General features: G+C 73.7%; 20 protein-coding genes and 1 pseudogene. 10 read left to right on the forward strand and 11 right to left on the reverse strand.

Going from position 1 to position 22,578, the window contains the following annotated elements; all coding sequences use genetic code 11:
• Window positions 1-5: 5 nt before the first annotated feature.
• Window positions 6-1,265, reverse strand: coding sequence for an ATP-grasp domain-containing protein (locus ABZY13_RS14110; RefSeq protein WP_356630425.1), 1,260 nt, complete (start codon window positions 1,263-1,265; stop codon window positions 6-8).
• A 199-nt stretch (window positions 1,266-1,464) separates the two neighbouring features.
• Here ABZY13_RS14110 and ABZY13_RS14115 point away from each other — a divergent pair, with 199 nt between their 5' ends.
• Window positions 1,465-2,241 (forward strand): maleylpyruvate isomerase family mycothiol-dependent enzyme, encoded by a 777-nt coding sequence (locus ABZY13_RS14115; protein ID WP_356630261.1) that lies wholly within the window; start codon window positions 1,465-1,467, stop codon window positions 2,239-2,241.
• A gap of 236 nt (window positions 2,242-2,477) precedes the next feature.
• On the opposite strand, the gene ABZY13_RS14120 is transcribed toward ABZY13_RS14115, so the two are convergent.
• On the reverse strand, window positions 2,478-2,882 hold the full coding sequence (locus ABZY13_RS14120) for a MarR family transcriptional regulator (protein ID WP_356630263.1): 405 nt from the start codon (window positions 2,880-2,882) through the stop codon (window positions 2,478-2,480).
• 86 nt (window positions 2,883-2,968) lie between these two features.
• Here ABZY13_RS14120 and ABZY13_RS14125 point away from each other — a divergent pair, with 86 nt between their 5' ends.
• Both ABZY13_RS14125 and ABZY13_RS14130 read left to right on the forward strand, forming a co-directional pair.
• The gene (locus ABZY13_RS14125; RefSeq protein WP_356630265.1) at window positions 2,969-4,567 is read left to right on the forward strand and encodes an MFS transporter; all 1,599 of its coding nucleotides are present in this window, start codon (window positions 2,969-2,971) and stop codon (window positions 4,565-4,567) included.
• 76 nt (window positions 4,568-4,643) lie between these two features.
• Window positions 4,644-4,958: a DUF6332 family protein gene (locus ABZY13_RS14130; RefSeq protein WP_356630267.1), complete on the forward strand. Its 315-nt coding sequence runs from the start codon at window positions 4,644-4,646 to the stop codon at window positions 4,956-4,958.
• Here the strand turns inward: ABZY13_RS14130 and ABZY13_RS14135 are convergent.
• From ABZY13_RS14135 to ABZY13_RS14145, 3 genes are read right to left on the reverse strand one after another with little or no spacing between them, the layout of a single operon-like run.
• Window positions 4,919-5,584: a response regulator transcription factor gene (locus ABZY13_RS14135; RefSeq protein ID WP_356630269.1), complete on the reverse strand. Its 666-nt coding sequence runs from the start codon at window positions 5,582-5,584 to the stop codon at window positions 4,919-4,921. The two genes, ABZY13_RS14130 and ABZY13_RS14135, sit on opposite strands and share 40 nt — an antisense overlap.
• Window positions 5,581-6,921, reverse strand: coding sequence for a sensor histidine kinase (locus ABZY13_RS14140; protein ID WP_356630271.1), 1,341 nt, complete (start codon window positions 6,919-6,921; stop codon window positions 5,581-5,583). Before ABZY13_RS14140 ends, ABZY13_RS14135 begins: the two co-directional genes overlap by 4 nt.
• Before the next feature lie 53 nt (window positions 6,922-6,974).
• Complete coding sequence (locus ABZY13_RS14145; protein WP_356630273.1) at window positions 6,975-9,137, reverse strand: MMPL family transporter; 2,163 nt, start codon at window positions 9,135-9,137, stop codon at window positions 6,975-6,977.
• A 341-nt stretch (window positions 9,138-9,478) separates the two neighbouring features.
• Here ABZY13_RS14145 and ABZY13_RS14150 point away from each other — a divergent pair, with 341 nt between their 5' ends.
• Window positions 9,479-10,285: an AfsR/SARP family transcriptional regulator gene (locus ABZY13_RS14150; protein ID WP_356630275.1), complete on the forward strand. Its 807-nt coding sequence runs from the start codon at window positions 9,479-9,481 to the stop codon at window positions 10,283-10,285.
• Here the strand turns inward: ABZY13_RS14150 and ABZY13_RS14155 are convergent.
• A complete protein-coding gene (locus ABZY13_RS14155; RefSeq protein WP_356630277.1) occupies window positions 10,240-11,007 on the reverse strand; it encodes a TetR/AcrR family transcriptional regulator in 768 nt (255 codons plus the stop codon). The genes ABZY13_RS14150 and ABZY13_RS14155 overlap by 46 nt on opposite strands.
• A gap of 379 nt (window positions 11,008-11,386) precedes the next feature.
• On the opposite strand from ABZY13_RS14155, the gene ABZY13_RS14160 reads away from it, so the two are divergent.
• On the forward strand, window positions 11,387-11,842 hold the full coding sequence (locus ABZY13_RS14160; RefSeq protein ID WP_356630279.1) for a nitroreductase family deazaflavin-dependent oxidoreductase: 456 nt from the start codon (window positions 11,387-11,389) through the stop codon (window positions 11,840-11,842).
• Here the strand turns inward: ABZY13_RS14160 and ABZY13_RS14165 are convergent.
• On the reverse strand, window positions 11,832-13,133 hold the full coding sequence (locus ABZY13_RS14165; RefSeq protein ID WP_356630281.1) for a geranylgeranyl reductase family protein: 1,302 nt from the start codon (window positions 13,131-13,133) through the stop codon (window positions 11,832-11,834). The genes ABZY13_RS14160 and ABZY13_RS14165 overlap by 11 nt on opposite strands.
• 191 nt (window positions 13,134-13,324) lie before the next feature.
• Between ABZY13_RS14165 and ABZY13_RS14170 the strand changes: the two genes are divergently transcribed.
• Window positions 13,325-14,680 carry a dipeptidase gene (locus ABZY13_RS14170; RefSeq protein ID WP_356630283.1) on the forward strand — a complete coding sequence of 452 codons (1,356 nt, stop codon included), beginning with the start codon at window positions 13,325-13,327 and terminating at the stop codon, window positions 14,678-14,680.
• 76 nt (window positions 14,681-14,756) lie between these two features.
• Window positions 14,757-15,452, forward strand: a complete 696-nt coding sequence (locus ABZY13_RS14175; protein WP_356630285.1) for an MBL fold metallo-hydrolase — start codon at window positions 14,757-14,759, stop codon at window positions 15,450-15,452.
• Between the two features lie 37 nt (window positions 15,453-15,489).
• On the opposite strand, the gene ABZY13_RS14180 is transcribed toward ABZY13_RS14175, so the two are convergent.
• From ABZY13_RS14180 to ABZY13_RS14190, 3 genes are all read right to left on the reverse strand, one after another.
• Window positions 15,490-16,545 (reverse strand): NUDIX domain-containing protein, encoded by a 1,056-nt coding sequence (locus ABZY13_RS14180; RefSeq protein WP_356630287.1) that lies wholly within the window; start codon window positions 16,543-16,545, stop codon window positions 15,490-15,492.
• A 142-nt stretch (window positions 16,546-16,687) separates the two neighbouring features.
• A complete protein-coding gene (locus tag ABZY13_RS14185) occupies window positions 16,688-16,888 on the reverse strand; it encodes a hypothetical protein (protein WP_356630289.1) in 201 nt (66 codons plus the stop codon).
• 187 nt (window positions 16,889-17,075) lie between these two features.
• Complete coding sequence (locus ABZY13_RS14190; protein ID WP_356630291.1) at window positions 17,076-18,032, reverse strand: ROK family protein; 957 nt, start codon at window positions 18,030-18,032, stop codon at window positions 17,076-17,078.
• 175 nt (window positions 18,033-18,207) lie between these two features.
• Between ABZY13_RS14190 and ABZY13_RS14195 the strand changes: the two genes are divergently transcribed.
• Together ABZY13_RS14195 and ABZY13_RS14200 are read left to right on the forward strand one after the other, a co-directional pair.
• On the forward strand, window positions 18,208-19,257 hold the full coding sequence (locus ABZY13_RS14195) for a LacI family DNA-binding transcriptional regulator (protein WP_356630293.1): 1,050 nt from the start codon (window positions 18,208-18,210) through the stop codon (window positions 19,255-19,257).
• Window positions 19,258-19,268: 11 nt separating this feature from the next.
• Window positions 19,269-20,021, forward strand: a pseudogene (locus tag ABZY13_RS14200) (hypothetical protein); the annotation flags it as partial.
• 92 nt (window positions 20,022-20,113) lie between these two features.
• On the opposite strand, the gene ABZY13_RS14205 reads toward ABZY13_RS14200, so the two are convergent.
• The gene (locus ABZY13_RS14205) at window positions 20,114-21,412 is read right to left on the reverse strand and encodes an aldolase/citrate lyase family protein (RefSeq protein ID WP_356630295.1); all 1,299 of its coding nucleotides are present in this window, start codon (window positions 21,410-21,412) and stop codon (window positions 20,114-20,116) included.
• Between the two features lie 210 nt (window positions 21,413-21,622).
• Between ABZY13_RS14205 and ABZY13_RS14210 the strand changes: the two genes are divergently transcribed.
• Window positions 21,623-22,528, forward strand: coding sequence for an endonuclease/exonuclease/phosphatase family protein (locus ABZY13_RS14210; RefSeq protein WP_356630297.1), 906 nt, complete (start codon window positions 21,623-21,625; stop codon window positions 22,526-22,528).
• Window positions 22,529-22,578 lie beyond the last annotated feature (50 nt).

Here is a 22,578-nt window from a genome sequence, read left to right on the forward strand (position 1 = left end):
GCCGGTCACCGGATCACCAGCTCCGCCCGCACCGCGGCCAGCAGTTCCTCGGCCCGGTCGCGCGCACCGAGGCCCCCGGAGTCCGCGGCCATGACGTGTCCGAGGTATTCGTTGTTGCTGCCGGCCGCCTTGACCGTCCGGCCCGGCTCGGCGAGCTGGACCTCCAGCACCCCGGGCTCGTCCAGCAGCCGGCGTGCGTCGGGGGCCGTGTCGAGGACTCCCCCGGTGTCCGGCACCAGGAACCCGATCGCGGCGCTGCGCAGCCCGGTGTCGGTGCGCCGCAGGTCGGGCGTGCGGCCGAGGGCGACGTCGACGCAGGCGGCGGCCAGGTCGATGCCGGTGACGTGGCGGACCAGCTCGGTGATGCGGTTGCCGGCGGGGCGCGGGTTGACCTCCACGACGCGTGGGCCGGCGGACGTCAGCTTGATCTCGGTGTGCGCCACGACCCCGTCCGTCAGGCCGAGCGCCTTCAGCGCGCCCAGCGCGGTCTGTTCGGCGGCCTCGGTGTCGGCGGCCGGCAGTGCGGCGGGGAACATGTGCCCGGTCTCGATGAAGGCGGGCGCCCCGCCGATGCTCTTGTCGGTCACGCCGACGACGTGCACGGCGCCGTCGTGGGACACGGTCTCGACGCTGACCTCGGGTCCGTCGAGCAACTCCTCCAGCAGGACGACGGGCGCGCGCCGCTGTCCGCGCGCGTTGACCGGGAAGTCGCCCAGGGCACGGCATGCGGCGGCGAGTTCGCTTTCGTCGTCCACGCGCCGTACGAACATCCCCGCGCACAGGTCGACCGGCTTGACGACGAGGGGGTAGCCGATCTCCCGTGCGGCGCGGGCGACGGCGGCCCACTCCTCCTCCACCGCGAACCTCGGCTGCGGAAGCCCCGCGTCGGCGAGGACCCGGCGGGTGGCGTCCTTGCGGCAGGCGTTCTCGACCGCTTCGGGGCCGGGGCCGGGCAGTCCGAGCCGGCCGGCGATCCGCGCCACGGTCGGCAGGTAGTAGTCGCAGGAGGTGATCACGCCGTCGAACCCGAGCACCCCGTGCAGGCGTTCCACGAAGGGCAGCAGGGTCTCGCCGTCGTTGGTTTCGGCGGTGATCACGTTGCGCGCGCCGAGCAGGGGATGCGCTGCTCCCTCCGGGGCCGCTCTCAGGTAGTGGTGCAGGTCCCGGGTGAGGAAGGTGAACTCGTGCCCGCTCTCCCGGATCGCACGCGGCAGCAGCCTGCTCATCGAGCCGACCCAGCTCTCGACCACCAGCAGATGACCCACAATTCCCCTTTTCACAGCGCGAGACGGGCATGTCAGGGCAGCCCGATGAGGCCTGATGCGCCAGGCTCCGGGCGGTGCGCTGGACACGTTATCGACAACGGTTCCCATTGTCATTGGTCGTCTCGTTTTCGGGTCGTCCCGCGCGCCCGGGAGGAAAACCACGTGTCCCGGAACGCGCTCCGTCAGGCAGACTCCCCGCATGAACACGGACATGGAGATCGACGACACGACGGGCCGTTTCCTCGAAGCGCTGCGCCGCGAGGGCGAGTTGCTGGCCACCGCGGCGGAGCGGGCCGGGACGGACACGGCGGTGCCGACCTGCCCCGGCTGGACGGTGCGGGACCTGCTGCTGCACACCGGCGTCGTGCACCGCTGGGCCGCCGGATTCGTCGCGGACCGGCATCCGTCGCCGCGCCCCATGGAGGACCTGCCCCGGCATCTCGACGGCGCGGAACTGCTGGACTGGTACCGCGCGTGTCACGGCCGGCTGGTCGAGACCCTCGCCGCGGCGCCGTCCGACGTGGAGTGCTGGACGTTCCTGCCCGCCCCGACCCCGCTGGCGTTCTGGACCCGGCGGCAGGCCCACGAGACGGCCGTGCACCGCTTCGACGCCCAGGCCGCCCTCGCCGCCGCCCTGCCCGGCGCCCCCGCCCCGGATCCGCTGGACGCCGGCTTCGCGGCGGACGGCATCGACGAACTGCTGCGCGGCTTCCACGCCCGCGCCAAGAGCCGCGTCCGCACGGACGAGCCCCGGCTGCTGCGGGTGCGCGCCACGGACGTCGACGCGGTGTGGACGATACGGCTGTCGGCGCAGCCGCCCGTCGCCACGCGGGGCGAGTCCGGGGAGGCGCAGTGCGAACTGTCGGGCCCGGCCGAGCGCTTGTACCTGGCGCTGTGGAACCGGCTTCCCGTGCCGAAGGTGACCGGCGACCCCGCACTGGCCGAACTGTGGCGGGAGCGCTCGGCGGTCGTCTGACCGCGCGGCCCACTGGGCCGGGAACGATCGGCGGCCGTCCGACCACGCGGCCCACTGGGCCGGAACGCTCGGCAGCCGTCCGACCACGCGGCCCGGTTGGGGCCGGAACGCTCGGCAGCCGTCCGACCACGCGGCCCGGTTGGGGCCGGAACGCTCGACGGCCGTCCGGCCATGCACCGGCCCCACCGCGGCGGGAGTGCGAGCGACCGTACGACCGGGCGCTCCCCCGCGCGCCCTTACCGCGCCGCTTCGCCCGAATCGCCGGCGGGGCCCGCGAGCATCCGAGTGAGCACCGAGCGCTGCACCGGCAGCACTTCGCCGTGCAGCGCCCGGCCCTTCTCCGTGAGGGCGACGCGGACGCCGCGCCGGTCCTCCTGACACATGCCGCGCACGACGAGCCCGTCCTTCTCCAGACGGGCGATCAGCCGGGAGAGCGCGCTCTGGCTGAGATGAACGCGCTCGGCGATCTCCTGCACGCGGAATCCGCAGCCGTCCGCCAGGACGTCGAGCACCTCGAAGTCGCTGGCGCACAGGCCGTGCCGGTGCAGCGCACGGTCGAGCTCGCACGAGGTGCGCGCATGTACGGCGAGGATCCCTCGCCACTGTTCCACGAGCGCCTGTTCGGCCTTCTTCGCCGCCATGACGGCACGGTAGCAGAGCGGTGAATTCATTGCACCCGAATTAAATGCGCTTGCATCCAATGCATGCGCATGTAATCTCTGGGGTCATGACCTCTCCGCTCACCGCCTCCGCGTCCGAGGGGCGCTGGACCCCCCGGCTGTGGGGCACCCTCCTGGTGCTCTGCGCCGCGATGTTCCTCGACGCCCTCGACGTGTCGATGGTCGGCGTGGCCCTGCCGTCCATCGCCTCCGACCTCGACCTGTCCACCTCGGCCCTGCAGTGGATCGTCAGCGGCTACATCCTCGGCTACGGCGGCCTGTTGCTGCTCGGCGGCCGGACCGCCGACCTGCTGGGCCGGCGCCAGGTCTTCCTGGTCGCGCTGGCCGTCTTCGCCCTCGCCTCACTGCTCGGCGGGCTCGTCGACTCCGGCCCGCTGCTCATCGCCAGCCGGTTCATCAAGGGCCTGAGCGCGGCGTTCACCGCCCCGGCCGGCCTGTCGATCATCACGACGACGTTCCCCGAGGGCCCGCTGCGCAACCGCGCCCTGTCCATCTACACCACCTGCGCGGCCACCGGCTTCTCCATGGGCCTGGTGCTCTCCGGCCTGCTCACCGAGGCCAGTTGGCGGCTGACCATGCTGCTGCCCGCGCCGATCGCGCTGATCGCCCTGGCCGCGGGCCTGAAACTGCTGCCGCGCAGCGCCCGCGAACGCGACCACAACGGCTACGACGTCCCCGGCGCCGTCCTCGGCACCGCCTCGATGCTGCTGCTGGTCTTCACCGTCGTCCAGGCGCCCGAGGTCGGCTGGGCCTCCGCCCGTACGCTGCTGTCGTTCCTCGCGGTCGCCGTGCTGCTGACGGTGTTCCTCGCGGTGGAGCGGCGCTCGCCCGGCCCGCTGATCCGGCTCGGCGTGCTCCGCTCCGGCGTGCAGATCCGCGCCCAGCTCGGCGCCATGACGTTCTTCGGCTCGTACGTCGGCTTCCAGTTCCTGGTCACGCTGTACATGCAGTCCCTGCTCGGCTGGTCCGCGCTGCACACGGCGCTCGCCTTCCTGCCGGCCGGCGCGCTCGTGGCGCTGTCCGCCACGAAGATGGGCGCGATCGTCGACCGGTTCGGCACGCCGCGGCTCATCGCGGTGGGCTTCGCACTGATGACCGCCGGATACGCACTGTTCCTCGGCGTCGACCTCGACCCGGTCTACGCCATCGCCGTCCTGCCCAGCATGCTGCTGATCGGCGCCGCCTGCGCCCTGGTCTTCCCCTCGCTCAACATCCAGGCCACCAACGGTGTCGACGACCACGAGCAGGGCATGGTCTCCGGGCTGCTGAACACCTCGGTCCAGGTCGGGGGCGCGATCTTCCTGGCGATCGTGACGGCCGTGGTGACCGCGGGCGCCCCCGAGGACCCGACCCCGCAGGCCGTCCTCGACAGCTACCGACCCGGCCTGATCGTGGTGACCGGCGTCGCGGTGGCGGGTCTGCTGATCGCCCTGTCGGGACTGCGCGCCCGCCCCGCCGGTCCGTCGGCCGTCGGAGCCGGGTCCGACGGGTCCGCCGGGTCCGCCGGTTTCGGGGCGTTCACCGAGTCGACCCGTCCTGCGGAGGCCACCGGGTCCAACGAGCCCACCGACTCCACCGATTCCACCGATTCCACCGATTCCACCGAGAAGGAGGCGGCAGTCGCACGGGTCTCCGTCCGCGACTGAGGGGGACCCCTCCGCCCCGCGTGTGCCCGGCAGGGTCTGCTTGCCCTGCCGGGCACACGCCTGCTTGACTCGCGGGATGACCGAGTACGGGGGACGGCGGCGCGGCCAGGCCGAGCGGGACACGATCACCGTCGAGATCGGGTACGCCCTGTGCAGCGGGGCGTTCGCGGCGGCGGTGCTGCTGGGCGCGGTGGCCGGGCCTGCGTGGCTCTTCGAACTGCCGGGCCCCGTGGAGACGTTGCTGCTGCGGGCAGGGTCCGTGCTCGCGGCGGTGGTGTTCACGGCGCGGGTGATCGGCGTCCTGTGGCGCCATGGCAGGGCAGCGGCGCCGCCGGTGGCCCGGGATCCGGATCAGCCGAGCCATCCGGGCCGTACGAGTCCCGACTCGTAGGCCAGCACGACCAGTTGGGCCCGGTCCCGCGCGCCGAGCTTCACCATCGTACGGCTGACGTGCGTCTTCGCGGTGAGCGGGCTGACGACCAGGCGGCGGGCGATCTCCTCGTTGGACAGGCCGATGCCGACCAGGGCCATCACCTCCCGTTCCCGTTCGGTCAGCGCGGCCAGGGCGCCGGCCGCCGCCGGCTCCTTGGAACGGGCGGCGAACTCGGCGATCAGCCTGCGGGTCACGCCGGGCGACAGCAGCGCGTCGCCCGCCACCACGGCCCTCACCGCGCGCAGAAGTTCCTCCGGCTCGGTGTCCTTCACCAGGAAGCCGGACGCGCCCGAACGGATCGCCTCGAAGACGTACTCGTCGAGCTCGAACGTGGTCAGCATGACCACCCTGACGTCGGCGAGCGCCTCGTCCTCGGTGATCCGCCGGGTCGCGGCGAGTCCGTCGAGGACCGGCATGCGGATGTCCATCAGGACGACGTCGGGCCGCAGGTCGCGCACGCCGCGCAGGGCCTCCTCGCCGTCGGACGCCTCCCCCGCGACCTCGATGTCCGGCTGGGCGTCCAGCAGCGCCCGGAACCCGGCCCGGACCAGTGCCTGGTCGTCGGCGAGCAGTACGCGGATCACGGTGTCTCCGTCCTGGGCTCATCCCGGTCTCTCCGGTCGCTCCGGTCGCTCCCGCCTTCCCGCTGCCTCCGGTCTCCCGGCCCCGCCCCGCTGTCCCGGTCCCTGCCCTGGCCTCGTCCCCCGTCGTCCCCGTCCCGCAACGGCAGGACGGCGAGCACCCTGAAGCCGCCGTCCGGCCGCGGTCCCGCCTCGATGGCGCCGCCCAGCGCGGCGGCCCGTTCCCGCATCCCGGCGAGCCCGTTGCCGCTGCCGCCCGCCTCGGCGCCGGTCGCGGGCCCGTCGTCGTCCACGCGCAGCCGCAGGGCCCCGCCGTCCTGGTCCAGCCGCACGCGTGCGTGCCGCGAACCGGAGTGCCGTACGACATTGGTCAGGGCCTCCTGGAGGATGCGGAACGCGGTGAGATCCGTGCCCGGCGGCAGGCGCGGCGGCTCGCCCTCGACCTCGACGGCGAGGCCGGCGCTCGCCGCCTGCTCCACCAGTTCGGGAAGCCGGTCCAGGCCGGGCGCCGGGGCGCGCGGCGCGTCTCCCGGCGTGCGCAGCGTGTCGAGGACCTGTCGGACCTCGCCGAGCGCCTCCTTGCTGGCGGCCTTGATCGTGGTGAGGGCCGTGCGCGCCTGCTCCGGATCGCTGTCGAGCAACGCCAGCCCCACCCCGGCCTGCACATGGATCACCGAGATGCTGTGGGCGAGGACGTCGTGCAGTTCCCGTGCGATCCGCAGCCGCTCCTCGTCCGCGCGCCGGCGCGCGGCCTGGGCGCTTTCGGCCCGCTCGCGCGCCCGCTGCTCCCTGCGCACCCGGACCAGTTCCGACAGCGCCGTGATCGCCGCCACCCAGGCGGCGATCACGGCCTCCTGCCCCCAGGCGGCGGGCTCGTCCCCGGACGGCGGCAGCCACCGGTACAGCCAGTGGGCGACCAGCAGATGCGTCGCCCAGAGCAGGGCGAGCGCCGCCCAGGCCGCCCGGCGCCGTCCCCGCACGATCGCGCCGAAGCAGGCCACCGCCACGGTCAGCAGCACCGGTCCGTACGGATAGCCCGCGCCCAGATACACCGCCACCGCCGCCGCGTTCCCGAACACGACCGCCCGCGGACACCGCTGCCGCCACAGCAGCACCCCCGCCGCCGCGAGCAGCAGCACCCGCGCGAACGGATCGAGCGCCGCACGCTCGGCCGCCTGAGCCTGCGCGGCGGACTGCGAGCCGACGACGACGAAGACCGTCAGCGCCAGCGTGGACCGCCACGGCCACCGGGCCGGCCGCTCCTCTTCCAAGCGGCCGGACCACGGACTGGGCCGAGGAACGGTCCACCGGCGGCGACCGCGTACGCGCTGCTCCTCCATGCCCGTCACGCTAGACGCCGTCCACCCCCGACGACGTCAGCCGCCCGGGGACATCACACGTACTCCCGGCGAAGTACCTCCCGTGCCTCGGCGTCCTCCCTGATCCGCAGCCGGCGCAGCGCCCTGGGCGCCCACCAGTTCGCACGCCCGGCGAGCCGCATCGTCACCGGCAGCAGCACCACGCGGATGAGGGTGGCGTCGACGAGGATCGTCACGGCCGTGCCGATGCCGAGTTCCTTGAGGAAGACGACGCCTCCGGTGGCGTACGACAGGAACGACAGGGCCAGGATCCCGGCCGCGGCGGTGATCAGCGGGGCGCTGCGCCGGATGCCCTCGGCGACGGCACGCTCGGTGTCGCCGGTGCGCTCGTGCTCCTCCTTGATGCGGGCCAGCAGGAACACCTCGTAGTCCATGGACAGGCCGTAGGCGACGCAGAACATCAGCACCGGAATGCTCGGCTCGATCGAACCGGTCGGCGTGAACCCGAGCGGCCCGGACAGGTGCCCCTCCTGGAACACCCACACCAGACAGCCGAACATCACCGAGAGGCTGAGCAGGTTCAGCACGGTCGCCTTGGCCGGCAGCAGCACGCTGCCCGTCATCAGGAAGAGGATCACGTACGTCGCCGCCAGCACCAGGGCCACGGCGAGCGGCAGCCGGTCCAGGAGGGTGGCGCGGAAGTCCGTGGTCTCGGCCGGGTAGCCGCCGACCAGGACGGGCGCGGGGGCGGCGGTGTCCCGGATCCGCTCGACGAACGCGGGCACGTCGCCGTTCATCGCCTCCTGGGCCGGTACGACGGCCAGCCGCACCCCGCCGCCCTGCGCAGTCAGCCGGTCCTGGCCGGCCTGCCCGACGCGCCGGCCCTCCCGGAAGGCGCCCGCGGGGGCGTCGACCTGGTGCACGCCCGGGAGCCGGGAGAGTTCCGCGGCGTACGCGCGCGTGGCGGCCAGTTCGGCGGGTCGCTCGAAAACCACCTGCACGGTGTCGGTCGGCTCGGCCGCGAACTCGCGGTGCACGATCTCCGAGGCGGTCCGCGAGGACGTGCCCTCCGGCAGGGTCCGCTCGTCGGGCAGACCGAAGCGCAGCCCCAGCAGCGGGGAGGCGGCGACGAGCAGGACCGCCAGCACGGCGCCGCCGGCCGCCACCGGCCTGCGCATCGCCGCGAGCGCGGTGCGGTGCCAGAAACCGGAGGCGGGCGCGGCCGGGCGCTCCACCCGGTGGCCCCAGCGGGCGAGCGCGGCCGGCAGGAACAGCACCGCCCCGGCCACCGCGGCGACCACCACGAGCACACCGGCGTACGCGAACGAACGCAGGAAGAAGAACGGGAACACCAGCAGCGCGCACAGCGACACCGCCACCGTCACCCCGCTGAACACGACCGTGCGCCCGGCCGCCGCGGTCGCCCGGACCACCGCACCCGGCCGCTCGTGTCCCGCACCGCGCTCCTCCCGGTAGCGGTTGATCACGAACAGGCTGTAGTCGATGCCGAGTCCGAGTCCCAGCACGAGAGCGAGGTTCGCCGCGAACTGCGAGACCTCCGTGAACTGCGCCAGCGCGCGCAGCCCGGCGAGCGTGCCCAGCACCGAGAACAGACCGACCGCGACGGTCAGCAGGGCGGCGACCGTGCGCCGGTACACCAGGATCAGCAGCAGGATCATGGCCGGCAGGGCGAAGGCCTCCGCGCGCAGGAAGTCGGCGCGGGCCTGCTCGCCGACCTGACGCGAGATCTCCTCCTGCCCACCGACCATGACCTGGAGTTCGGGCGTCGTGCGCGTCAACTCCGGGGACAGCGCCGCCAGTTCCTCGCGCGTCTCGGTGGCGGTGCCTTCGAGGCGGGCCAGGATCAGGGCGCGCCGGCCGTCCTCGCCGCGCAGGGCGGGGCTGCCCGCGTCCCAGTAGGCAGTGACGTCCGTGACGAGCGGCAACTGCTCCATTTCCGCCGTCAGTTCGCGGGCGGCCCGCCGGGTCGCCGGACTGTCCACGTCGCCGTCGCGGGCGGTGACGAGCAGGGCGAGATTGGGGTTGCCGGTGCCGAAGTCGTCGCGCAGCCGCTCCCCGGCGTGGACGGACTCCGTGCCGGGAGCGTCCCAACGGGACAGATCGAGGTCGCCCTGAGCGCCGGCGCCGTAGGCTCCGAGGCCGAGGAAGACGAGGAGGAAGCCGAGCAGAACGGCACGGCTGTGCCGAACGGCCAGGCGGCCGAGCCGAGTGAGCATGAGGGGGGCCTTTCACCGTGTTTCCCGTCCGGTCACGGTCGGGCACACGGCTGGAAGGCCCGCTGGAAGATCCACTGGAAGATCGGGCGCGGGGGTCGCGGCGGTGCGAGGACCACGGCGGTGAGGGGGCCACGGCGGTGAGGGGGGCCACGGCGGCGAGGGGGGCCACCGCGGCGCGAGGTGGGGCGGGAGGCTGGGCGCGGCGGGCGGGAGGGATGAGGCGGGGCGGGGGCGGGACGGGATCGGGCGGAGGCGGTTGGGCAGCGCGATGGTGCTCGGAGCCACCGTCGCGGTCCGCCGCGGTTCCGCCGCGGTGGGCCGGCTCGGGATACGCTCGCCCCATGGGTGAGGGGACGAACGGCGCGGCGGGTGGCGGGGTGAACGACCTGCGGTTCGAACTGCTCGGCCCCCTGCGCGCCCTGCGCGACGGGGTCGAGATCCCGCTCGGCCCGCCCAAACAGAGAGCGGTGCTCGCGGTTCTCCTGCTGCAGGAGGGCCGCCCGCTGTCGTACGAGGGCCTGGTCGAGGCCGTGTGGGGCGGCGCGCCTCCGGTGCACGTGCGCAACCTCGTGCAGAAGTACGTCTCCGGGCTGCGCCGTGCGCTGGGCGGCGGGCCGGAGCTGACCTGGACCGGCGCCGGGTACCGGCTCACCGGCGCCGACATCGGCGACCTGCGCGAACGCCGCCGGCTGGTGGACGCGGCGCTCGCCGCCCGGGACGCCGGAGAGGTGCGGCAGGCCGTCGAACTGGCCCATCGCGCGGAGGGGTTGTGGCGCGGCGACTTCGCCGAGGGCCTCCGGGCGCCGTACCTGGCGGCGGAGCGCCTGCGCTGGACGGAGAAGCGGCTCACCCTTCTCGAGGCGAGGCTGACCGGCGAGATCCGGCTCGGCCGGTCCTTCGAGTACGTCCACGAACTCGTCCGGCTCGTCGCCGCGCACCCGCTGCGCGAACGCCTCGTGGAGCTGCTGATGCTGGCGCTGTGCCAGGCGGGCCGCCCGTCCGACGCACTCGCCGCCTACGAGGGCGCGCGGCAACGGCTCGCCGAGGCGATGGGCGCGGACCCCGGGCCCGCGCTGCGGTCACTGCACGCCCGGATCCTGCGTCAGGACCCGGAGCTGCTTCCCTTACCGCCGGTCGCGGTGCCCTGACGGGGTCCGGCGCCCGCACGGCCCTGCTGGGGGTACACGAGACCGACGGTGTGGGCGAGCTGGAGCACCGCGTTCCGGAAGAACGGCTCCCGCTCCTCGACGACCCGGTTGAACTGCCCGAACACCTCGAACCCCACCAGCCCGAACAACTGCGCCCAGGCCGCCACCAGCGTGACCACGACCTCGGGCGGCAGATCGGGCGCGAGGTCCGCGGTCATCCGCACCGCCTCGGGCCGCAGCTCCTCGGGCACCCGCGGCTTGGCCACGCCGAGGCCCTGCCGCGCGTCGCGGACGATGCCGATGAGCAGCAGCCCGACGCGGGCGGCGGCCCGGACGGTGGTCTGCGGCGCCGTGTAGCCGGGGACCGGGGACCCGTAGATCAGCGCGTACTCGTGCGGATGCGCCAGCGCCCAGGCGCGCACCGCCTCGCAGACGGTGGTCCAGCGCCGGACGGGACCCTCCTCGGCAACCGCGTCGTGCGCCGTTTCGGCAGCCTCGCCCAGGGAGTCGTAGGCGTCGATGATGAGCGCGGTGAGCAGGTCGTCGCGGCTGGGGAAGTAGCGGTAGATCGCGGAGGAGACCATGCCCAGCTCACGGGCGACGGCACGCAGCGAGAGCTTGGCGGCGCCCTCGGCCGCGAGCTGTCTGCGCGCCTCGTCCTTGATGGCGGTCGTGACCTCGATTCTCGCCTTGGCGCGGGCGCCGCGCACTGGGTTGGTCATGGGGTCAGTGTGCCATGACGGCGGAGCAGTGCACACGTTTCAGAGCAGTGCACACGAGTTCGAGCAGTGCACTGGGGCTGGAGCGGTGCACGCGATGTGGGGCGGGGCGATCGATCCTGAGCGGCGCACTCCGCTGGGAGCAGTGCTCCGAAACCCGACCACCGACGCAACATGAGGACCATACAGATCGGACCCAGATCGCCGCACACAAAAGAGAGCACTGCTCTTGCTTCGAAGCACCGATCCGGTGCACACTCAAGACACGGAAACGAGAGCACCGCTCACAACAAGGAGCGTCGCTCACGGACGGGAGCAGCGCTCACTTATAGGAGCACCGCTCACCGCACCCCCGCACCCACCAACAACCCAAGGAGCCCTCATGTCCACCTCCACCCACGTCCAAAAACCCGGCCGGATCACCGTGAACGTCATCAACCCGACCATCGCCTGGTTCACCCGCCGCGGCCTCAGCGTCTGGGGCTCCCGCGTGCTCGCGGTCCGTGGGCGCAAGAGCGGCGAGTGGCGGACCACCCCCGTCAACGTGCTGACGCTGGACGGCGAGCAGTACCTCGTCGCCCCGCGCGGCCACGTCCAGTGGACGCACAACATGCGTGCCGCGGGCGGCGGTGAGCTGCGGCTGGGCAAGCGGGTGGAGGAGTTCACCGCCACGGAGGTCGCCGACGACGACAAGCCGCCGCTGCTGCGCGCCTACCTCAAGCGCTGGAAGGCCGAGGTCGGCGTCTTCTTCCGGGGGGTCGGCCCCGACTCGCCGGAGTCCGAGCTGCGTCGCATCGCTCCCGACCACCCCGTCTTCCGCATCACGGTCAGGAAGTGACCTCGGCTCCCTCGCGGCCTCCGTCGCCGCCCCGGCCCTCCCGCTCCCCTTCCTGCTTGCTCTCCTGGTCCTTCCCGACCGGTGACCGCCGGTCGAGCGCGGTCAGGGCGCGCTGGGCCATCGGATGGCTGCGGACCAGCTCACCCAGCGAGGTCGAGCCCTGGGTGATCTCACGGAAGGCGTTCCACGCGGGCCGGAACCCGGTCAGCAGGGTGTGGACGAATCCGGGCCGCCGTTCGAAGATCGCCAGCATCCGCTTGCCGACGCTCATCTCCACGCCGAGACCGGCCTTGACGGCGAAGGCGTAGTTCAGCGCCTGGCGGCGGGCGTCCACGGCGTCGTGCGCCTCCGCGATGCGCACCGCCCACTCCCCCGCGAGGCGTCCCGACCGCAGGGCGAAGGAGATGCCCTCGCGCGTCCACGGCTCCAGCAGCCCCGCCGCGTCACCGCAGACCAGCACCCTGCCGCGCGAGAGCGGTGAGTCGTCGGCGCGGCAGCGGGTCAGATGGCCGGAGGAGATGGACGGTTCGAAGCCGGCGAGGCCCAGCCGTCCGATGAAGTCCTCCAGGTAGCGCTTGGTGGCCGCGCCCTCGCCGCGCGCCGAGATGACGCCGACCGTGAGGGTGTCGCCCTTGGGGAAGACCCAGCCGTAGCTGCCGGGGATCGGGCCCCAGTCGAGCAGGACCCGCCCCTTCCAGTCCTCGGCCACCGTGTCCGGGACCGGGATCTCCGCCTCCAGACCGAGATCCACCTGGTCGAGCTTGACGCCGACGTGGGCGCCTATCCGGCTGGCGCTGCCGTCCGCCCCGACGACGGCCCGGGCCAGCACCACCTCGCCGCCCTGCAGGACGACGGCCACCGTGCGCCGGTCGGGCACCGTGGAACCGTGCTGCTCCACGCGGGTCACCGTCGCGCCGGTGCGCAGTTCGGCGCCGGCCTTCTGGGCGTGCTCCACGAGCTGCTGGTCGAACTCGGGCCGGTTGATGAGCCCGAAGAGCATGGTGCGGGAGCGGCGGGTGCGGGTGAAACGTCCGTTGTTCGTGAAGGTCACGGCGTGCACCCGGTCCCGCAAGGGCAGTTCGAAGCCGGGAGGCAGGGCGTCGCGCGAGGGACCGATGATGCCGCCGCCGCAGGTCTTGTAGCGGGGCAGCTCCGCCTTCTCCAGCAACAGCACGCGCCGCCCCGCGACCGCCGCCGCGTAGGCGGCCGAGGCCCCCGCGGGTCCCGCGCCCACCACGACGACGTCCCACACCTGCCGCGCGTCGTCCGCCGAAGAGTTCTCGCTGCTCACGATGGTCTACTGCTCCGATCAAGCCGCATGCCGCACCTGTCCCCCGCATCCTACGGCGGCCGTCCGCGGGGGCCGCTGTGGGAGGATCGAGCCACACGGATCATCATGACGTGCACCCGCACGTCGTTACGTGCCGGCGCCCATCGCACCCGCACGTCCGCCCACACGTCGCACCCACGAGGAGCGTGCCCATGTCGTCGAATCCGGTCGCCGAGACCGTCGCCTCGCTGATGCCGCGGGCCAGGGCGGAACTCGGCGAGCTGGTGGCCTTCAAGTCGGTGGCGGACTTCGACCAGTTCCCGAGGAGCGAGAGCGAGGGGGCCGCCCGATGGGTCGCGGACGCGCTCGCCGCCGAAGGCTTCCAGGACGTGGCGCTGCTCGACACCCCGGACGGCACCCAGTCGGTGTACGGCCACCTGCCGGGGCCCGAGGGCGCGAAGACCGTGCTGCTGTACGCCCACTACGACGTGCAGCCGCCGCTGGACGAGGCCGCCTGGACGACTCCGCCGTTCGAGCTGACCGAACGCGACGGCCGCTGGTACGGGCGCGGGGCCGCCGACTGCAAGGGCGGTGTGATCATGCACCTGCTGGCGCTGCGCGCGCTGAAGGCGAACGGTGGCGTGCCGGTGCACGTCAAGGTGATCGCCGAGGGCTCCGAGGAGATGGGCACGGGCGGTCTGGAGCGGTACGCCGAGGAGCATCCGGAGCTGCTGGAGGCCGACGCGATCGTGATCGGCGACTCGGGCAACTTCCGCGCCGGCCTGCCGACCGTGACCTCGACGCTGCGCGGCATGACGCTGGTGCGGGTGAAGGTGGACACGCTGGAGGGCAATCTGCACTCCGGGCAATTCGGCGGCGCCGCCCCGGACGCGCTCGCGGCGCTGATCCGGGTGCTGGACTCGCTGCGCGCGCAGGACGGTTCGACCACGGTGGACGGGCTGGGTGCGGACAGCCGGTGGGAAGGGCTGGAGTACGACGACGAGCAGTTCCGCCGGGACGCCCGGGTCCTCGACGGCGTGCGGCTGATCGGCTCGGGCTCGGTCGCCGACCGGATCTGGGCGCGCCCGGCGGTCACCGTGCTCGGCATCGACTGCCCGCCGGTCGTCGGCGCGACACCGTCCGTGCAGGCGAGCGCCCGCGCGCTGGTCAGCCTGCGGGTGCCGCCGGGCGTGGACGCGGCGCAGGCGACCAAGCTGCTCCAGGCGCACATCGAGGCGCACACGCCGTGGGGCGCGCGGGTGAGCACGGAGCAGATCGGGCAGGGGCAGCCGTTCCGGGCGGACACGAGCAGCCCGGCGTACCGGGCGATGGCGGACGCGATGGCGGTGGCGTACCCGGGGCAGGAGATGAGCTTCGCGGGGCAGGGCGGCTCCATTCCGCTCTGCAACACGCTCGCCGCCCTCTACCCGCGCGCGGAGATCCTGCTGATCGGGCTGAGCGAGCCGGAGGCGCAGATCCACGCGGTGAACGAGAGCGTGTCGCCGGAGGAGTTGGAGCGCCTGTCGGTGGCGGAGGCGCTGTTCCTGCGCAACTACGCCGCGAGTTGACGGCTTCGCCGACAACCGTTCTGCCGACAGCAGAGGGCCCTCGCCCCGGCGCGAGGGCCCTGCCTAACGTCGTCCCATGGACATCGTCGAGCTTCATCCGCGTCTTCACCTGCTGCGCTTTCCGGTCGGCCAGGCCTACGTCTGGCGCGACGGGTCCGAGTTGACGCTGATCGACGCGGGACCGGCTGGTTCGGGGGAACGGATCGCCGACGCCGTACGGGACTGGGGTCGCGTACGGCGCATCGTGCTCACTCACTTTCATGAGGATCATGCGGGCGGGGCGGGCGAGTTGGCCGCGCTGACCGGCGCGGAGGTGGTGGCGCACGGTCTGGAGGCGCCGGTGGTGCGGGGGGAACGGCCGGGCCCGGCACCGGTGTTCGAGGAGTGGGAGCGGCCCCTGCACGCGGCGGCCCTGGCTCTGCTGCCGCAGGTGGAGTACGCCCGCCCGGCAGGCGTCACCGAGGTGGAGGAGGGCGACGTCCTGGACTTCGGCGGCGGGGCGCACGTCGTCCATGCCCCCGGCCACACGCCGGGCAGCATCGGGGTGCATCTGCCGCGCCACGGCGTGCTGTTCACCGGGGACGCGGTGGCCGTGTCCCCGGTGGACGGCGCGGTGATCCTCGGGGTGTTCAACGTCGACCGGGCGCAGGCCGTCGCCTCCTTCCGCCGGCTGGCGGCGCTCGACGCGCGGATCGCCTGCTTCGGGCACGGCGACCCGGTGACCACCGATGCCGCGACGGCGCTGCGCACGTCGGCCGACTCCTACGCCTGACCGGCCCGCCCGCTGCCTCTCCTGCACGCTCCCTCCCCTACACGCCTACGGGAACCCCTGCCTCCAGATAGAAGGCCGCGCCCCGTTCGCGCGCGCGCAGGGCCCAGCGCAGCCGCTCATAGCGGACCGGCGGCAGCAGGCCAGCGGCCTCCTCCTCGGTGACGAAACGGCAGTCGCGCAGTTCCGGGCCGGGCAGCAGCATGCTTCCCGCGGTGGCGGAGTCGAGGCGGCCGCCGTCGAAGAGGAGGCGCAGGCCGCCGTATCCGGGAGGGGCGGGCGGTTCCCAGTCCACGACGAGCAGGCGCGGTACGTCCTGAAGCCGGATCCCGGTCTCCTCGGCGACCTCGCGGATCCCGGCGCGGGCGGGGGCCTCGCCGGGTTCGACCACGCCGCCGGGGAACTCCCAACCGGGCTTGTAGGTGGGATCGACGAGCAGGACGCGGTCCCGTTCGTCGAAGAGGAGGACACCGGAGGCGAGGGTCTCGGCGGTGGGTTCCGGCGTCTGCACGATGTCGCAGGCGGGCACGGCCCCCGAGCCGACCGCCTCCGCGATGCGGACGGCCGTCTCGTACGGCGTGAGGGCGCCGTTGTCGACGAGGTGGGCGTCGGCGACGAGCCAGGAGGCGAGGGCGGTGTGGTAGGGCTCGATGTGGTCGCGGGCCCACTGGCCCGCGCGTATCTCGCGCATCGCGCCGTCGGGCGGGTCCGGGGGGACCTCACGGGCGGCCATGCGCGCACGCAGGATCGTTTCAGCCGGGGCGAGCAGGACGTGCCGGACACTGATCCGGCGTGCGGCGAGGCCGCCGAAGATCTCGTCGCGGTACTCCTGGCGCAGCAGGGTCATGGGCACCACGAGGGTGCCGCCCAGCTCGTTCAGCAGCGCGGCCGCGGTGTCGATGACGAGACGGCGCCAGATCGGCAGGTCCTGGAAGTCGCCGACCTCGGCGAGGCGTTTGGCCGGCAGCAGGTGCCCGAGCGCTCCGCCGATGTCCTCGGGGTCGAAGAGCGTGCTGTTCGGAATCAGTTCGATCAGTTCCCGTGCGGTCGTGGACTTTCCCGCACCGAACGCGCCGTTGATCCAAACGACGGTCACGTGTCCCCCTCTTCTGTTGGCCCCCTGTGGCTTGCCCGCTTCACCCTGCCACGGAAACCAGCCCCTGCTGAGGGCACACAAGCGGAAGCGCCGGTGCCCCTTCACGGGGACCGGCGCCTCGGGGTGCGGGGTGAGTCCTGGGTCAGTTCTCCCGCGCGCCGGGGGCGGGGGCGTCGTCCGGCTGCGGCGTGTCGGCGGCGGCGACCGCCCCGTCGAGCGACCCGAGCGCCTGACCGGCCCCGATGCCGTCCGGACGCTGGTCCACGCTGTGGGAGGGGCTGATCGCGGCGACGACGAACCCGGTGGCGAGTGAGGCGATGGCGAGCATGCTGCGCTTCTTCATGCCCCACTCAACGGCCGGCGCCGCCCGGGGGTCACGCAGGGCCGCGCGGGGAAACCACCCACCGGATGCCCACCACTGCCCACACTCACCACCGCTCATCGCCCGACCCCCCGTACCGCCCGACGGACCGCCCCGCCCGCCCCCTGCTCAGGCTCCCCGGGACCGGCGCACAACCCCACCGCCCCTCTCACACCCCCGCCGCCCGCACGCGCCCCCTCCGCCCCGTCAGGGCCGCGGCCGCCGCGCCCACCAGCCCGGCGTCCGTGCTCATCTGGGCCGGGGCCACGGTCAGGCGCCGTACGAAGGAGAGGGTCGCGTAGTCGGCGAGGGCCTCGCGCAGGGGGGCGAAGAGGACGTCGCCCGCCTTGCCGACGCCGCCGCCGATGACGGCGATGTCGATCTCGACCAGGGTCGCGGTGGCCGCGATGCCGGCGGCGAGGGCCCGGGCGGCGCGTTCGAAGGAGGCGACGGCGACCGGGTCGCCCGCGCGGGCGGCGGCGGCCACCGCGGCGGCGGACGTGTCGCCGCCCGGGCCGGGCAGCCAGCCGTCCTCCAGCGCGCGCCGCGCGATGTTGGGACCGCTGGCGATGCGCTCCACGCAGCCGCGTCCCCCGCACGGACACGGGTCGCCGTCGAGGTCGACGCTGATGTGGCCGATGTGGCCCGCGTTGCCCGTCGGGCCGGGATGCAGCCGTCCGTCGAGGACCAGCCCGCCCCCGACTCCCGTCGACACGACCATGCACAGCGCGTTGTCGTGGCCGCGCGCCGCGCCCTGCCAGTGCTCGGCCGCCGTGATGGCCACGCCGTCGCCGATCAGCTCGACGGGCAGCCCGCCGGTCGCCGCCCGGACCCTCTCGACCAGCGGATACTCCCGCCAGCCGGGCACGTTGACCGGGCTGACGGTGCCCGCCGAGGCGTCCACCGGGCCGGCGCTGCCGATGCCGACGGCGTCCGCCCGTCCCCACAGGGGCGAGGCGCTCAGCTCGCCGATCACCTCTTCGACGGCCCGCATCACGGTGTCGCCGTCCTGCCGGGCGGGCGTGGGGCGCTGGGCGCGCGCCAGGATCCGGCCGCCGTCGTCCACCAGCGCGCCCGCGATCTTGGTGCCGCCGATGTCCAGCGCGGCCACGAGGTCGGTGTGCATCAGTGTGAAATCTCCCCGTCAGCCATCGGTCACATCGGAAAACCTAGGCAGTGTCCCCGCTTTTGACAACGTTGTCCAGTCGTCCAGGCCCTATGCTCGACGCCACATCCCCACGGGAAAGGCGCCACCTCCCCGGGAACCCGCAGGACCCACGCAGAAGGACAGGATCCCCACCGTGCCCGAGAGCCACCGCCGAGCAGACCGCCCCACCGGGACCCGCTACGGCAACCGGCCGACCATGAAGGACGTCGCGGCGCGCGCCGGGGTCGGCCTGAAGACGGTCTCCCGGGTGGTGAACGGTGAGCCGGGCGTCACGCCCGAGACGGAACGCCGCGTGCAGGAGGCCATCGAGGCCCTCGGTTTCCGCCGCAACGACAGCGCCCGCGTGCTGCGCAAGGGCCGCACCGCCAGCATCGGGCTGGTCCTCGAGGACCTGGCGGACCCGTTCTACGGCCCCCTCAGCCGCGCGGTGGAGGAGGTGGCCCGCGCGCACGGCGCCCTGCTGATCAACGGCTCCAGCGCCGAGGATCCCGAGCGCGAGCAGGAACTGGTGCTGGCACTGTGCGCGCGGCGGGTGGACGGGCTGCTCGTCATCCCCGCCGGCGGCGACCACCGCTATCTGGAGCCCGAGCTGAAGGCGGGTGTCGCCACGGTGTTCGTGGACCGCCCGGCCGGGATGATCGAGGCGGACACGGTGCTCTCGGACAACTTCGGCGGCGCCCGCGACGGCGTGGCCCATCTGATCGCTCACGGGCACCGCCGGATCGGGTTCATCGGCGACATGCCCCGCATCCACACCGCCGCCGAGCGGCTGCGCGGCTACCGGGCGGCCCTGGAGGACGCCGGCATCCGGGCGGAGGCCTCCTGGACGTCGCTCGGCGCCACGAACCCGCAGCGGGTGCGGCGGGCAGCCGAGGAGATGCTGTCCGGGCCCGCCCCCGTCACCGCAGTCTTCGCGGGGAACAACCGGGTGACGGTCACGGTGATCCGGGTGCTCGCCGAGCACACCCGCCCGGTGGCCCTCGTCGGTTTCGACGACATCGAACTGGCCGACCTGCTCCGGCCGGGCGTGACCGTGGTCGCCCAGGACGCGGCGACGCTCGGCCGCACCGCCGCCGAGCGTCTCTTCCGTCAGCTGGACGGCTCCCTGACGGCCCCGGACCGCATCGAGCTGCCGACCCGGCTGATCACCCGCGGCTCCGGTGAGCTGCCACCGGCGGACTGACGGGTCCACCCGTGGACGACCGCACGGACGAGGACCGCACGCTGGAGGCCCTCGGACGGGCCGTGGTGCCGCGTGAGGCGCCGCCGGCCTGCCCGGGCGCCCGGCCGCCGGATGCTGCCCTGCTGGACGGCGACCGGCTGCTGCCGCTGGACCGCCCGGTGCACGAGGGCCGGGGGCCCGTGCTCGCCGTCGGGTCGAACGCCTCCCCCGCTCAACTGCGTCACAAGCCGGCCGAGTTCGGCGCCATCTCCCGCGTGCCGATGGTGAAGGCGCGGGTGACCGGCGTCGACGTGGGCGTCTCGGCGCACGTGAGCCTCATGGGGTACGTCTCGGCGTCGCCGGTCCGCGCACGACGCCGTACGGGAGTTGTTCGTGCTGTGGCTGGAGGCCGAGCAGCTCACGGTGCTCGACGCGAGCGAGGGCATGCCGCTCACGCGCGGCGCCTTCCGCCGGGCGTGGCTGCCTTCGCCCGACGTCGGGGCCGAGGTCGCCCAAGGCCGGGTGTCACCGGGCGGGTTCGCGTGCGTCGACCGGCACGGCGTCCTGCAACGACGGCGCCGCCGGTGCGCCCCGCAGGCACACTGGCGACGGCGCGTCCTGATCGGTGAACTCCTCGTCGCCCTCCCGCGGTTGGGCGAGCTGTTCGGGGACACGCCGGAGGCGTTCTGCGCGCGGGCGCGCGCCGACCGGGGGCTGTGCGACCGGGGCACCCGGCTGTTCGCCGGGGAGGGGCTGTGACGGCCTGCGGCCCGGAGCGGTACGTCCGCGCCCGCGAGCCGGGAGGCGCCTGCCGAGGGCCTCCCGCGCGGGCTCGCCGGACGGACGCGGCGGGCCTCGGTCTCACCGCACGGACGGATCAGGTCGCCGTCGGGTTCCGGCGCCGGGGGGCCGCGAAGGCCTCCAGGTCGGCGCGGGTCAGACCGCTGTGCCGGGCGACCTCGGCGACGTCCAGGGCGCCGCAGTCCAAGCCGCGCAGCAGATGGCCGCTGAGCGCCTTGGCGGTGGCGGGTTCGTCCATGATGTCGCCGCCGGCCCGCTCGGCGTAGCGGGCGAGTCGCCCGGCGGCCTGGGCGAAGCCCTCGCGGTAGAAGGCGAACACGGCGGCGTAGCGGGTGGGGAGGTGGCCGGGGTGCATGTCCCAGCCCTGGTAGTAGGCGCGGGCCAGGGCCCGCCGGGTGAGTCCGTAGTGCAGCCGCCAGGCCGCGTGGACCTGCTCGGTGGGGCCGACCGGCAGGACGTTGGTGGAGCCGTCCGAGAGGCGTACGCCGGTCCCGGCGGCGGCGACCTGCATGACCGCCTTGGCGTGGTCGGCGGCCGGATGGTCACTGGCCTGGTGCGCCGCGGAGACGCCGAGGCAGGCGCTGTAGTCGAAGGTGCCGTAGTGCAGTCCCGTGGCGCGGCCCTCGGCGGCCTGGATCAACCGGGCGACGGTGGCGGTGCCGTCGGCGGCGAGGATGGCCTGGCTGGTCTCGATCTGGATCTCGAAGCCGAGCCGGCCGGACGGGAGGCCGTGCGCCTTCTCGAACGCCTCCAGGAGCCGGACCATGGCGGTGACCTGCTCGGGGCAGGTGACCTTGGGCAGGGTGAGCAGCAGCCCGTCGGGCAGTCCGCCGGCCCGCATCAGGCCGGTGAGGAAGATGTCGAGGGTGCGGATGCCGCGGTCGCGCACCGGGGCCTCCATGCACTTCATGCGGATGCCCGTGTACGGGGGCGCGGTGCCGTCCGCGTGCGCCTCGGCGACGAGCCGGGCGGCCCGGGCGGCGGTCTCGTCCTCCTCGGCGTCGGGGGGTGGGCCGTAGCCGTCCTCGAAGTCGATGCGGAGGTCTTCCACCGGCTCCCGTTCCAGTTTGGCGCGGACCCGGTCGTGGACGGCCTCGGCCAGGTCGTCGGCCAGGCCGAGGACGGCGGCGAAGGAGGCGGCGTCGGGCGCGTGGTCGTCGAGGGCGGCGAGCGCCCGGTCGCCCCAGGAGCGGACGGTGCCGGCGGCGAAGGCGTCGCCGGGCACGTAGACGGTGTGGACGGGCTGGCGGGTGCCGGGGTCGCCGGGGTAGCGGCGCGCCAGTTCGGCGTCGACGGGGGCGAGGAAGGCGCCGATCTCCTCGGCGACCGTGTCGGCGAGGCTCGTCGCCACCTGCTCCTGCTGGCCCTGACCCATCCCGAACCCTCCATTTTCCGCTTTACGGAATCAGTAATCCGTAAAACGAAGTTATCCGGGACCCCCACGCCGGTCAACGCCGCTTCCCGACCGGGCCACTCCGGGCTCTCGGCATGTTCACTCTCATCTCATCCGGCGCGGGAAGACTCTCGACGAGCGCACCTCCACCGCACCGCGTCCGCCTCGTCAGCCGCGTCCGAAGGAGCCCCCGTGCCGAACCACAGCCGCCTCACGCGCCGCCTGGGCCTGCAGACCGCGTTGGCGGCGGCCGCCGCCCTGCCTCTGTCCAGTACAGCACTGTCCGCCGCGCCCGCGTCGGCCGCCGAAGCGGCGGGCGACGCGCTGCGGGTCATGTCGTTCAACCTGCGGTTCGCGAGCACGGCCGAGCCGAACAGCTGGGCCGTGCGCAGGCCGGTGACGCGCGAGCTGCTGCGCCGCGAGCGGCCCCACGTCCTCGGCACCCAGGAGGGCCTCTACCAGCAGCTGCGGGACATCGACGCCGACCTCGGGCCGCACTACGACTGGATCGGCACGGGCCGCGCGGGCGGCAGCCGCGACGAGTTCATGGCCGTGTTCTACGACACCCGGCGGCTCGCCCCGGTGGAGTACGACCACTTCTGGCTCTCCGACACCCCGGACGTCATCGGATCCAACACCTGGGGCGGCGGCTCCATCCGGATGGTCACCCGGGTCCGGTTCCGGGATCTCGCCGACGGCGGACGGGAGTTCGGCGTCCTCAACACCCACCTGGACAACCGCAGCCAGGACGCACGCGCGCGTGCCGCCCAGCTGATCGCCCGGCGGATCGCCGCACTCGGCCCGGCGCTGCCGCTGCTGGTGACCGGCGACTTCAACGTCGCCGCGCACCGCAACCCGGTCTACGACACGATGCTGGCCGCAGGGCTCACCGACACCTGGGACACGGCCGCCGAACGCGGCCCGCTGTACGCCACGTTCCACGGCTACCGGCCGCTGACGCCCGGCGGCGACCGCATCGACTGGATCCTCGCCACGCCGGGGGTCGCCGTCCACCGGGCGGAGATCAACACCTTCTCCGTGGACGGCCGGTTCCCGAGCGACCACCTGCCCGTGCAGGCGACGCTGACCCTGGGATGAGACGAGGCCCCCGTGACCGGTGCGGTCACGGGGGCCTCGTACGGCCCGGG

This window comes from Streptomyces sp. NPDC006610, assembly GCF_040611575.1.
In the GTDB taxonomy this organism is placed as follows: domain Bacteria; phylum Actinomycetota; class Actinomycetes; order Streptomycetales; family Streptomycetaceae; genus Streptomyces.

What these genes read in the sequence shown, in the direction of transcription:
- ABZY13_RS14160 (WP_356630279.1), top strand. Translation starts at nt 11,387, where the DNA reads ATGTCCACCTCCACCCACGTCCAAAAACCCGGCCGGATCACCGTGAAC.
- ABZY13_RS14155 (WP_356630277.1), bottom strand. Translation starts at nt 11,007, where the DNA reads ATGACCAACCCAGTGCGCGGCGCCCGCGCCAAGGCGAGAATCGAGGTC.
- ABZY13_RS14170 (WP_356630283.1), top strand. Translation starts at nt 13,325, where the DNA reads ATGTCGTCGAATCCGGTCGCCGAGACCGTCGCCTCGCTGATGCCGCGG.
- ABZY13_RS14205 (WP_356630295.1), bottom strand. Translation starts at nt 21,412, where the DNA reads ATGGGTCAGGGCCAGCAGGAGCAGGTGGCGACGAGCCTCGCCGACACG.
- ABZY13_RS14150 (WP_356630275.1), top strand. Translation starts at nt 9,479, where the DNA reads ATGGGTGAGGGGACGAACGGCGCGGCGGGTGGCGGGGTGAACGACCTG.
- ABZY13_RS14130 (WP_356630267.1), top strand. Translation starts at nt 4,644, where the DNA reads ATGACCGAGTACGGGGGACGGCGGCGCGGCCAGGCCGAGCGGGACACG.
- ABZY13_RS14115 (WP_356630261.1), top strand. Translation starts at nt 1,465, where the DNA reads ATGAACACGGACATGGAGATCGACGACACGACGGGCCGTTTCCTCGAA.
- ABZY13_RS14125 (WP_356630265.1), top strand. Translation starts at nt 2,969, where the DNA reads ATGACCTCTCCGCTCACCGCCTCCGCGTCCGAGGGGCGCTGGACCCCC.
- ABZY13_RS14175 (WP_356630285.1), top strand. Translation starts at nt 14,757, where the DNA reads ATGGACATCGTCGAGCTTCATCCGCGTCTTCACCTGCTGCGCTTTCCG.
- ABZY13_RS14145 (WP_356630273.1), bottom strand. Translation starts at nt 9,137, where the DNA reads ATGCTCACTCGGCTCGGCCGCCTGGCCGTTCGGCACAGCCGTGCCGTT.
- ABZY13_RS14140 (WP_356630271.1), bottom strand. Translation starts at nt 6,921, where the DNA reads ATGGAGGAGCAGCGCGTACGCGGTCGCCGCCGGTGGACCGTTCCTCGG.
- ABZY13_RS14190 (WP_356630291.1), bottom strand. Translation starts at nt 18,032, where the DNA reads ATGCACACCGACCTCGTGGCCGCGCTGGACATCGGCGGCACCAAGATC.
- ABZY13_RS14185 (WP_356630289.1), bottom strand. Translation starts at nt 16,888, where the DNA reads ATGAAGAAGCGCAGCATGCTCGCCATCGCCTCACTCGCCACCGGGTTC.
- ABZY13_RS14120 (WP_356630263.1), bottom strand. Translation starts at nt 2,882, where the DNA reads ATGGCGGCGAAGAAGGCCGAACAGGCGCTCGTGGAACAGTGGCGAGGG.